This window comes from Curtobacterium sp. MR_MD2014, assembly GCF_000772085.1.
Lineage (GTDB): Bacteria > Actinomycetota > Actinomycetes > Actinomycetales > Microbacteriaceae > Curtobacterium.
Map to the genome: position 1 here is coordinate 977,569 of NZ_CP009755.1, position 10,855 is coordinate 988,423.

Below are 10,855 nucleotides of genomic sequence, written 5' to 3' on the forward strand. Positions count from 1 at the left end.
ATGCGCCTGCATCGATTCGAACTGTAGCCCATTGTGCACCTGTTTGGTTGAAGCGTCAACCAATGTTCACGTGAACGTCGCAACGGGATGTCGGGACCGCGTGTCGTGCCTCCCGGCCGTGCCCGTCGTGAGCAGCCGCCGGATGCGCTCCACGAAGTCGTCGGCGAGCGGACCGACGTCATCCGCTGTGGCCCGGACCAGCCACCAGTCGACGTCCTTCAGTCGCTCGCCGCGTGTCAGGTCCTTGCGGAACACCCGCGGGTCGGATCGGTGGAGGTCGCTCTCGTACTCGATCGCGACCCTCGCGTCCGGGTAGGCCAGGTCCACGCAGGCGACCCATCTGCCTCCGACGACGACGTCGTGGTTGAGCGACGGAAGGGGGAGTCCGCGCCGGACCAGGACCAGTCGGAGACGTGTCTCGCCCGGGCTCCGCGAGCCCGGGCGCACCTCGGCGAGCGCGGCGCGTGCCTTGCGGACGTGCCGCCCGCCGCGGTGGCGGCGGACGACGGCCCTGAGTTCGTCGACCGTGCACCAGTTCAGCCATCCGACCAACGCGTCGCCGGCGATGACGAGCTCGTCGACCGTGAGGAACGCTGCCAGCACGACGAAGGTGGTGGCCGGGTCCACGATCGGGGTGGTCCCGGAACGGACGACGTTCGCGAGGTGTGCCCTGGTTCGGTGTCCGACGGTCCCGCGCACGCGGATGGCCTGGTCCTTGCCGATGGTGGTCACGTGGATGCGTCGGTCTGCCTCGAGTCTGCGTGGGAGCGGTATGCCGAGGAGGTGCGCTGCGGTCGTGTGACTGAACGCCTGGTCGTACCGGAGCCGTGGAGCGACCGCGCGTGCACGGTCCGCGTGGGAGGTGGGTGGGGTCCAGCACCGTGTGCCGTGGAAGGGGCGGCAGAGCCGTCGTGAGCGGAGTCGGCTTGCCGGGACACCGCGGTGCAGTGCCTCGCGGACGCGGAAGGGGCGTCCGCGGAGCGGCGGCGGGAAGTGGTCGGCGAGGGACATGCGGGCAGCGTGCCTGATCGTCCAGGTCGGCCGTGGCGGGTGCTGTCGAGCTGTGGACGGGCGCCGGACGGAGCGAGGTGTGCAGGACTCGTGCCTTGCCGAGGACCGGTGCGTGCGGCCCGGAGCGGGCGGATCCGGTCTGTTGCTGCTCGCACCCCGAGCGGGCGGATCCGGATGAGGTCGGGAGGCGCGCGTCGCGTGTTCCGCCCGCTCGCGCCAGCACCCGATCCGACCCCGCCGCACCACACCGCGTGTTCCGCCCGCCCGCGCCGGCGGCGCCCGCGCCGGCGGCGCCCGTGCCGGCGGCGCCCGTGCCTCTCCACAGGTACTCGCACACCCCCTCACGAGAGCGCTCACTCCACTAGCGTCAGGAGCATGGAATTCAGGTACCTGGGCAACTCCGGACTCAAGATCTCCGAGATCACCTACGGCAACTGGCTGACGCACGGCTCGCAGGTCGAGAACGACGTCGCCACCCAGTGCGTGCGGGCAGCGCTCGACGCCGGCATCACCACGTTCGACACCGCCGACACGTACGCCAACACCGCGGCGGAGACGGTCCTCGGCGAGGCGCTCAAGGCCGAGCGTCGCCAGTCGCTCGAGATCTTCACGAAGGTCTACTGGCCGACCGGGCCGAAGGGGCACAACGACGTCGGCCTCTCCCGCAAGCACATCATGGAGTCGATCGACGGCTCGCTCGAGCGCCTGCAGACCGACTACGTCGACCTCTACCAGGCGCACCGCTACGACCACGAGACGCCGCTCGAGGAGACCATGCAGGCCTTCGCGGACGTCGTCCGTCAGGGCAAGGCGCTCTACATCGGCGTCAGCGAGTGGAACGCGGAGCAGATCCGCGCCGGTGCCGCGCTGGCGAAGGAGCTCGGCTTCCAGCTCATCTCGAACCAGCCGCAGTACTCGATGCTGTGGCGCGTCATCGAGGGCGAGGTCGTCCCCGCCTCGAAGCAGCTCGGTCTCAGCCAGATCGTCTGGTCCCCGATCGCACAGGGTGTCCTCACCGGCAAGTACAAGCCGGGTCAGCCGGCCCCCGAGGGGTCCCGCGCCACGGACGAGAAGGGCGGCGCGGACATGATCAAGCGGTTCATGCGCGACGAGGTCCTCGAAGCCGTGCAGCGCCTGCAGCCCGTCGCCGACCAGGCCGGCCTCACGCTGGCCCAGCTCGCGATCGCGTGGACGCTGCAGAACCCGAACGTCGCCTCGGCGATCGTCGGCGCGTCCCGCCCCGAGCAGGTCACCGACAACGTGAAGGCCGCGGGCGTGACGCTCGACGCTGATGCGCTCGCCGCCATCGACGAGGCGCTCGGCGACATCCCGGAGCGCGATGCCAGCAAGACGGTCAGCCCGGAGCAGCGCCCCGCGTAGCGCGCGACCGACCGACGGACGGGAGGCACGGTGCCAGCTGGCACCGTGCCTCCCGTCCGTCGTACAGCAAGCTCACGACGAGCGCGACCGTCCGGACGGACTGCCCTTCTGGCACCTGATCAGCAAAAACGCTGAAGGATGTTCACTGATGAACGGCAGGTGTCGCGGAACTGGCAGAGTCCTGGCAGGAGCTGTACCCCGACCAAACCACTCCGCAACGTGCCCCCGAAGAGGGGGCATGACCCGAACCGTCACCCCCGTTCTGGTGCCACCAGGCACAGGCTCGGTGCCGACCTCCACCGCCTCGACCGCCCACCCAGCGGCGACCGGCGTCCCTGCGGCGAGCGTCGCACGACCGGCCCTCGGCCCGCGGCTCCGCGCCACCATGACGCAGCTCGCGTCGTTCGGCGCCATCGGAGCGATCTGCTTCCTCATCGACCTCGGCGTCTACAACCTCCTGCGCGCGACCGTCCTGCCCGACGGTCCGATCGCCGCGAAGATCGTCTCCGCCGTCATCGCCACGGTGGTCGCGTGGCTCGCGAACCGCTCGATCACGTTCCGTTCGCAGCGGCAGGTCGGCCGGAAGGAGACCCTCCGCGAGGGACTCCTCTTCGCCGTCACGAACGTCATCGGTCTCGGCATCGCCGCGGCCTGCCTGTTCGTCTCGCACTACGTCCTCGGCTTCACCTCGACCCTCGCCGACAACGTCGCCGGCAACGGGGTGGGTCTCGTCCTCGGCACCGTCTTCCGGTTCGCCGCGTACAAGGCCCTCGTCTTCCGTTCCACCGACGCTCACGCGAAGGAGCACGCCGCATGACCATCACCACCACGCTGCTGACGGCCGCCGGCCCGCTGCTGCAGCCGAACGAGGGGACCGGTCCCGCCGGGGACCTCCCGAACCGCGGGACCACGGACGTCCCGACGGGAGGCTCGGGACAGGCTCCGCAGGTCGCCTGGTCGCTGGGCGAGTGGGTCGGCTACTCGGCGCTCATCGCGGTCTCCGTGCTGCTCACGGTGATCGCGCTCACCACGCTGTGGTGGATGCTGCACGCCTGGCGCTCACGTGACGCGCTGAAGTCGACGAGCTTCAGCCAGACCCCGCTGCCGGCCGCCCACCGCTTCACCCTGCTGGTGCCCGGTCGGCACGAGCAGGACGTGATGGGCGAGACGCTCGACATGCTCGCGACGCAGGACCACCCGGACTTCGAGATCATCGCGATCGTCGGCGAGGACGACCCGGAGACGGACGCCGTCGTGCGCGCGGCTGCGGAGCGTCATCCGGGACTGATCCGCGTGGTCGTCGACGACACCGCACCGAAGAACAAGCCGAAGGCGATGAACCTCGCGCTGCAGTACGCGACGGGCGACATCGTCGGGGTGTTCGACGCCGAGGACGAGGTCTACCCGAAGCTGCTGTCGCTCGTCGACTCGCGCTTCCAGGAGACCGGCGCTGACGTCGTGCAGGGCGGCGTCCAGCTGATGAACTTCAAGTCGAGTTGGTGGTCGCTCCGCAACGTGCTCGAGTACTACTTCTGGTTCCGCTCGCGCCTGCACTTCCACGCGGGCTCGAAGTTCATCCCGCTCGGCGGCAACACCGTCTTCGTGACGAAGGAGCGCCTCGAGTGGTCGGACGGCTGGGATGCGCACTGCCTCGCCGAGGACTGCGAGCTCGGCGTCCGGCTCTCCGCCGACGGCGCGAAGGTCGTCGTCGCCTACAGCCCCGAGGCCGTCACGCGCGAGGAGACGCCGCCCACGTTCGCGTCCCTGCTCAAGCAGCGGACCCGCTGGAACCAGGGCTTCCTGCAGGTGCTCGGCAAGGGGGAGTGGAAGAAGCTGCCGTCCTTCCGCCAGCGCTTCTTCGCCCGCTACATGCTGACCATGCCGTTCATCCAGGCGGCGACCGGTCTGCTCATCCCGCTCAGCGTCCTGATGATCCTCTTCGTCAAGGTGCCGACGGCGATCGCCCTCGTCTCGTTCATCCCGGTGGCGCCCACGCTCATGCTGCTCGCCGTCGAGGTCGTCGGACTCAACGAGTTCGGCCGCATCTACAAGGAGAAGGTCCGCATCCGCGACTACGTGAAGCTCGTCCTCGGCCTGGTGCCGTACCAGGTGTTCCTCGCCGCAGCGGCGGTCCGTGCCGTCGTCCGCCACGTCAAGGGGCAGAACGGGTGGGAGAAGACCGAGCACACGGGCCAGCACCGCACCGGTGGCGCTCAGCCCGAGGTCGTCGGGTTCGCGTCCGAGCTGACCGGCTCGGCTGCGTCCGCATCATCGGCTGCGTCCTCGTCCTCGTCCTCGTCTGAGCGTGCGCTCGCCGGTTCGTCTGCAGGAGGTGCCCGATGACCGCCACCATCACCCACACCACCGGGATCCCCGTCCGGGGTGCCGCCTCCCTGTCCGGCGTGCGCGGTTGGTTCCGTGTCCACGCGGCGAGCATCGGTTGGCTGGTGCCCGTCCTCATCGTGACCGTCGTGGTGCAGGCGTGGAACATGACCGGTACCCCGCAGCGCATCGACGACGAGGGGACCTACACCGCCCAGGCGTGGGCGATCGCCAACCTCGGGGAGATCACCCACTACACCTACTGGTACGACCACCCGCCGCTGGGGTGGATCCAGATCGCGGCGTACACGTCGCTGACCGGGGCGTTCGCGCGCTACCCGTTCGCCGTCGAGGCCGCCCGCGAGGCGATGGTCTTCTTCGCCGCCGTCTCCAGCGTCCTGCTCTTCGTCCTCGCGCGTCGACTGGGCGCAGGTCGCGTCACGGCCGCGGTCGCGGGGCTCGTCTTCGCCCTCTCGCCGCTGGCCCTGCAGTACCACCGCACGGTCTACATCGACAACGTCGCGACGCCGTGGCTCCTCGCCGCGTTCGTGCTGGCGCTCAGCCGACGCCAGCAGCTCGCCGGGTTCGCCGGAGCCGCCGCGTGCCTCGGCGTCGCGGTGCTCTCCAAGGAGACGTACCTGCTCGCGCTGCCGTTCCTGATCTGGATCGCGGTCCGCCGGGCCGACAGGAGCACCCGTCGGTACACGCTGAGCGTCGCCGGGGCCGTCCTGGTCGTCATCGGTGGCGGCTACCTGCTGCTCGCCGCGGTCAAGGGTGAGCTCCTGCCCGGCGCCGGCCGGGTGAGCCTCTTCGAGGGCATCACCTACCAGCTCGGTTCGCGCACCGCGTCGGGATCGATCTTCGACGGAGGCAGCCTGGCGAACCAGGCCGCCGCACAGTGGTGGGCGCTCGACCCCGTCTTCATCGTGCTCGGTTCGGCCGCCGCGGTCGTCGGGCTCTTCCTGCGCCGGGTCCGCCCGATCGCCGCGATGCTCGTCTTCCTGCTCGCGATGATGTTCCGCCCGAACGGGTACCTGCCGGTGCCGTACGTCATCGTGCTCGTGCCCTTCGCAGCGCTGCTCGTCGCGTACACCGCCGAGCGAGCGGTCCTCGCGCTCGCCGGACGGATCCGGTCCAACGCCCGGACCCGGGTGCACGGAATCGCTCGACGTGGCTTCGGTGCCGCCTGGGCCGTGGTCACCGCAGCGGCCGTCGTCGTGGCGGTGCCGCTCTGGGGCACGCAGCTGCGCGGGTTCACGTCGGCGAACCTCGATCTGCCGATGCAGCAGGCCGAGCAGTGGGTCGGCGACAACGTCCCGAAGTCCTCGCGGCTGCTCGTGGACGACGCCATGTGGGTCGACCTGGTCCGCGACGGGTACGCCCGCAACAACGTCATCTGGTACTACAAGCTCGACACCGACGCCGCCGTCCAGCGCCAGTCGCCGAACGGGTGGAAGGACTCCGACTACGTGGTCACGACGGACTCGATGCGCACCGGCGGGAACTCCTCGCAGGACGTGTCGCTCGCCATCCGGAACTCGACGAGCGTGGCCACGTTCGGCACCGGCGACCAGCAGGTCGACGTCCGTCGCATCCACTCCGAGGGCGAGGCGGCCGCGAACGACGCGATCACCGCCGCGACGAACGGGCGGAAGACGATGGGGACCGAGCTCGCGCAGAACCCGGCGCTCCGTGCCGACGCCGGCACGAAGTCGCAGTTCCGAGCGGGTCAGGTCGACTCGCGCGCGATGCTCGCCCTCGGTCAGGTGCTCGCTGACCAGTCGGTGGCGGTCGAACGATTCCGCCCGCTCACGGGGGAGGACGGGCAGCCCTTCCGCCGGCTCGTCGTGCAGACCGCCGACCGGGCGGATGCTGCTCGTGCCGTCGCCACCTTCGATGCCATGAGCGACGGGATCCGCCCGGCCGACGTCGAGCGCGACGGGGAGCGGGTCGTCGTGACCTACACCCCGGCCGACCCCACGACGACGCCGACGAGCGCCTCCTGACCCCGGCCCCGTCGTGAGCGGGCGGAACCGGTAGCCGAACCGGCAGCCCCCGAGCAGGATCCGCCCGCTCGCGGAACGGCGAGCGCCTCCCGACCCCGGCCCCGTCGTGAGCGGGCGGAACCGGTAGCCGAACCGGCAGCCCCGAGCAGGATCCGCCCGCTCGCGCACCGCCACCGGCCACCAGCCCCGCTCCCCACCTCCACCCCCCACACGCTGCCCAGCCCCACGGTCCGCCCACACCCACACCCGCACCTGCTCCCCAGCCCCAGCCCCAGCCCCAGCCCCAGCACCAGCCCCAGCACCAGCACCTGCACCACCCGAACCGAAGGAGCACCACGATGCACGCACGCACCTCCGCGTCCACCACCACCCGCCGCGCCACCCGCCGCCCGGTCGTCGTCGCCGGGATCGCCGCCGCCGTCGTCGCCGCCACCGTCGGCCTCGCCGCACCGCAGACCGCCTCGGCCGCGACCGGCTCCGACGAGGGCTGGCTCCGCGTCGGCCACCTCTCCCCGGACACCAAGGGCGTCGACGTCGAGCTGACCAGCCTGTCCGGCGGCAAGACGGTGTTCGAGCTCGACGACGTCACGTACGGCCAGGTCAGCCCCTACCAGGAGCTCCCCGTCGGCACCTACGTCCTCTCGATGCGCGCTGCCGACGCCCCCGACTCCACCCCGGTGATCTCGACCGACGTCCAGGTCCAGCAGGGCGACGCGAACACCGTCGTCGCCTACGGCAAGAACGACGACCTGCAGACCAAGGCGTTCACCGACGACCTGCAGCAGCCCGGTGACGGCAAGGCCAAGCTCCGTCTCGTCCAGGCCGCGACCACGGCGAAGGAGGTCGACGTCAGCACGACCGACGGCACCGCCATCGCCGAGGACGCCTCCTTCGGCACGGCCACCCGGTACGCGACGGTCGGCGCCGGCAAGTGGTCGCTCGACGTCTCCGGCAGCGGCCAGCGCGGGACCGCCGAGGTCGACCTCGCCGGCAACACCGTCTCGACGCTCTTCGTCCTCGACGACAGCAAGGGCGACCTGACCGTCGTGCCCGTCACCGACGCGGCCGCCACGGCAACGACCCCGTCCGGTGGGGTCCAGACCGGTGGTGGCGGCGCAGCCGCCGACCGCCCCGTCACCGAGTTCACGCACGCGATCGTCGCGGCGTTCCGCTCGCTGTTCCACTGACCGACGGGCAGCCGACGGGTCGCGTGACCCGTCGGGCCCGGCCTGGAGGCGCGGATCACCGCAGCCCGAGCGCCCACCTGGTGCGCGCCTCCCGTCCGACCGTCCCCGACCACCCCGGAAGAGGTGCCGGCATGACCCGCAGGACCTGGATCCCCATCACCGCCGCAGCGGCGGTCGTCGTCGCCGTCGGCGTCGCCCTCGTCGCCGTCCGTCCGTGGAGCGACGCCGTGCCGCAGGCAGGAGCGACCTCGAGCGTGACCTCGTCGCCCGCCCCGGACGTCGACCGCAGCGCCGCCGAGCTGCGGCAGGACTTCCTCGACGACTACGTGCAGGACGGCCGGGTCGTCCGCACCGACCAGGGCGGCGACACCGTCAGCGAGGGGCAGGCCTACGGTCTGCTCATCGCCTACGCGGACGACGACCGTGCGACCTTCGGCGACATCTGGTCGTGGACGAAGCGGCACCTGGTGACCGACGACGACCTGCTCGCGTGGCGGTGGACCCCGGAGGACGGGGTCGTCGACGGCCAGTCCGCGAGCGATGCCGACCTCGACGCCGCCCGGGCACTCGTGCTCGCCGGCGACCGGTGGGGCGACGAGCGGTACACCGCCGCGGGCAGGGCGATGGCGTCGGCGATCCTCGAGCACGAGACGGCGGAGACCGACCTCGGGACGATCCTGCTGCCGGGGCCGTGGGCGGACACCGAGCCGTACCGGTACGACGCGTCCTACGCGTCACCCGCCGCGTTCCGGGTCCTGGAGCGGGCGACCGGCGACCGCCGCTGGGCGGAGCTCACCGAGGGCTCTCGTGCGGTGACCGCCGCCGTGCTCGACGTCAGCGACCTGCCGAGCGACTGGTCCCAGGTGCACGCCGACGGCACGGTCGAACCGATGCCCGCGAACGGCGACCAGGGCAGCGTCGTCTACGGGTGGGACGCGATGCGGCTGCCGCTGCGCTACGCCGAGGCGTGCTCGGCCGAGGACCGCACGCTCGCCGGGTCGATCGCGCCGACCCTGCGCCGGAGCACCGAGCTCGCAGCCCAGCTCGACCTGGGCGGCACGGCCGTGACCGGGGACACCAGCGCGCTCGCCTACGCCGCACGGGCAGCGGCCGAGCACGCGGCCGGTTCGTCGGCGGCGGCGTCGGCCGACCTGCGGCGGATGGACCGGACCTCGGCGACCACCCCGACCTACTACGGCGACGCGTGGGCAGCGCTCGGCGCGACCATGCTCACGTCCGACGTCCTCGGTGGCTGCGCGTCCGACGCGGGAGGCGCCTCGTGACCGGGCGTCGGACCGCGACCGGACCGAGCCGGTGGTGGTCCGGCCGCCCCGGCGTGATCGTCGGTGGAGCGGTGGCGGCGGTCCTCGTCGGCGGCGGCATCGCCGGGGTGGCCGTCGCCACCACGGGGACCGACGCCGCGGGGACCCGGACGGCGGCGACCAGCAGCCCGTCCGCGAGGACGGACCCGGGTGCGGCGGCGAACGGCTCCGGGGCCGGCGACACGTCGGGCTTCCAGGACCCCGCTGCCCCGGCGGCACGCTCGACCGCCACGCCGGTGCGGGTGGAGATCCCGGCGATCGGTGTGTCCTCGGGCCTCGAGGACCTCGGCCGCGGTGCCGCTGGGGAGCTCGACCCGCCGGAGGACTGGGACAGCGCGGGCTGGTTCGCCGACGGCATCGTGCCGGGGCAGGTCGGGCCGGCCGTGATCGCCGGGCACGTCGACAGCCCGACGAGCGCAGCCGTCTTCTTCCGGCTCGACGAACTCGTGGCCGGGGACGAGATCCACGTGGCGATGTCCGACGGCACGACCCGCACCTTCACGGTCGACCGTTCGGAGCGCGCCGCGAAGTCGGCCTTCCCGACGAGTGACGTGTACGGCAGCGCACCGACCCCGCAGCTCCGGCTGATCACGTGCGACGGTACGTTCGACACCGCGACCGGGCACTACACGGACAATCTGATCGTGTTCGCAGACCTGACGTCGGGCTGACGCAGGGCGACCCGATACCCTTCGATGCGAACCGCGAGGAGCACCATGAGCACGTCCCTGGTCATCATCCCGACCTACGACGAGGCGGAGAACGTCCGCCCGATCGTCGCCCGCACCCTGGCCGCGACCGACGACAGCGTCCACGTGCTCGTCGTCGACGACAACTCCCCGGACGGTACCGGCGACATCGCGGACGAGATCGCGCGTGAGACCGACCGGGTCCACGTGATGCACCGGACGGTGAAGGACGGCCTCGGCGGCGCGTACCTCGCGGGGTTCGCCTGGGGCCTCGAGCACGGCTACGACAAGCTCGTCGAGATGGACGCGGACGGCTCGCACCACCCGGAGTACCTCCCGTGGATGCTCGAGCTCGCCGACTCGAACGACCTCGTGCTCGGCTCCCGCTGGATCAAGGGTGGCGAGGTCGAGAACTGGCCGTGGTACCGCGAACTGCTGTCCCGCGGCGGGAACCTCTACACGCGGATGGCGCTCGGCATCGCGGTGCGTGACGCGACCGGCGGCTTCCGGGTGTTCACGTCGAAGGCGTTCGAGCGGATCGACCTGGCCGGGGTCGCGTCGAAGGGGTACTGCTTCCAGGTCGACCTGTGCTGGCGTGCGCTCGAGGCCGGGTTGCGGGTCGTCGAGACGCCGATCACCTTCACCGAGCGCGAGTTCGGCGTCTCGAAGATGAGCGGCAACATCGTCCGTGAGAGCCTGACGCTCGTGACGAAGTGGGGCATCGACCGGCGGGTGCGCGAGGTGCGCTCGGTCGTGAAGGACCACCGCCGACTGCCCTCGGTGCGCAAGAACGCGCACGCGGTCGGAGACCAGTCCGCCTGACCCGCAACGGCCCGGGACCGGTGCCGGTGATGGCCCGGTACCGGTAGCGGTTCTGCCGCGCCGTGCCCGGCCGGTGTCGTGGCCACTCTGCTCCGCGCAAGCGACAGTCCCCCGTG

At 71.5% G+C, this 10,855-nt stretch carries 9 protein-coding genes; 8 read left to right on the forward strand and 1 reads right to left on the reverse strand.

The annotated features are described in order from the left end of the window. Positions 1-66 precede the first annotated feature (66 nt). Complete coding sequence (locus NI26_RS04545; RefSeq protein ID WP_066652992.1) at positions 67-732, reverse strand: hypothetical protein; 666 nt, start codon at positions 730-732, stop codon at positions 67-69. Positions 733-1,386: 654 nt separating this feature from the next. Between NI26_RS04545 and NI26_RS04550 the strand changes: the two genes are divergently transcribed. The 8 genes from NI26_RS04550 to NI26_RS04585 all read left to right on the forward strand — a co-directional run bounded on the left by NI26_RS04550 (position 1,387) and on the right by NI26_RS04585 (position 10,739). Continuing rightward, entirely contained in the window at positions 1,387-2,391 is a 1,005-nt protein-coding gene (locus NI26_RS04550) for an aldo/keto reductase family protein (protein ID WP_066652995.1), read from the forward strand. A 286-nt stretch (positions 2,392-2,677) separates the two neighbouring features. Continuing rightward, on the forward strand, positions 2,678-3,208 hold the full coding sequence (locus NI26_RS04555) for a GtrA family protein (protein ID WP_235426514.1): 531 nt from the start codon (positions 2,678-2,680) through the stop codon (positions 3,206-3,208). Then, positions 3,205-4,734: a glycosyltransferase gene (locus NI26_RS04560; protein ID WP_144411252.1), complete on the forward strand. Its 1,530-nt coding sequence runs from the start codon at positions 3,205-3,207 to the stop codon at positions 4,732-4,734. The genes NI26_RS04555 and NI26_RS04560 overlap by 4 nt, the downstream gene beginning before the upstream one ends. Further along, complete coding sequence (locus NI26_RS04565; protein WP_066652997.1) at positions 4,731-6,719, forward strand: ArnT family glycosyltransferase; 1,989 nt, start codon at positions 4,731-4,733, stop codon at positions 6,717-6,719. Before NI26_RS04560 ends, NI26_RS04565 begins: the two co-directional genes overlap by 4 nt. A 338-nt stretch (positions 6,720-7,057) precedes the next feature. Further along, complete coding sequence (locus NI26_RS16790) at positions 7,058-7,906, forward strand: DUF4397 domain-containing protein (RefSeq protein WP_066652998.1); 849 nt, start codon at positions 7,058-7,060, stop codon at positions 7,904-7,906. A 131-nt stretch (positions 7,907-8,037) separates the two neighbouring features. After that, positions 8,038-9,189: a glycosyl hydrolase family 8 gene (locus NI26_RS04575; RefSeq protein WP_066652999.1), complete on the forward strand. Its 1,152-nt coding sequence runs from the start codon at positions 8,038-8,040 to the stop codon at positions 9,187-9,189. Continuing rightward, complete coding sequence (locus NI26_RS04580; RefSeq protein WP_066653002.1) at positions 9,186-9,899, forward strand: class F sortase; 714 nt, start codon at positions 9,186-9,188, stop codon at positions 9,897-9,899. Before NI26_RS04575 ends, NI26_RS04580 begins: the two co-directional genes overlap by 4 nt. A gap of 45 nt (positions 9,900-9,944) precedes the next feature. After that, complete coding sequence (locus NI26_RS04585) at positions 9,945-10,739, forward strand: polyprenol monophosphomannose synthase (protein ID WP_200884134.1); 795 nt, start codon at positions 9,945-9,947, stop codon at positions 10,737-10,739. The last annotated feature ends 116 nt before the right edge of the window (positions 10,740-10,855 follow it).

Bases quoted from the DNA above. Each gene is read 5' to 3' on its own strand.
- NI26_RS04575 (WP_066652999.1), top strand. From the start codon at position 8,038: ATGACCCGCAGGACCTGGATCCCCATCACCGCCGCAGCGGCGGTCGTC.
- NI26_RS16790 (WP_066652998.1), top strand. From the start codon at position 7,058: ATGCACGCACGCACCTCCGCGTCCACCACCACCCGCCGCGCCACCCGC.
- NI26_RS04585 (WP_200884134.1), top strand. From the start codon at position 9,945: ATGAGCACGTCCCTGGTCATCATCCCGACCTACGACGAGGCGGAGAAC.
- NI26_RS04560 (WP_144411252.1), top strand. From the start codon at position 3,205: ATGACCATCACCACCACGCTGCTGACGGCCGCCGGCCCGCTGCTGCAG.
- NI26_RS04565 (WP_066652997.1), top strand. From the start codon at position 4,731: ATGACCGCCACCATCACCCACACCACCGGGATCCCCGTCCGGGGTGCC.
- NI26_RS04550 (WP_066652995.1), top strand. From the start codon at position 1,387: ATGGAATTCAGGTACCTGGGCAACTCCGGACTCAAGATCTCCGAGATC.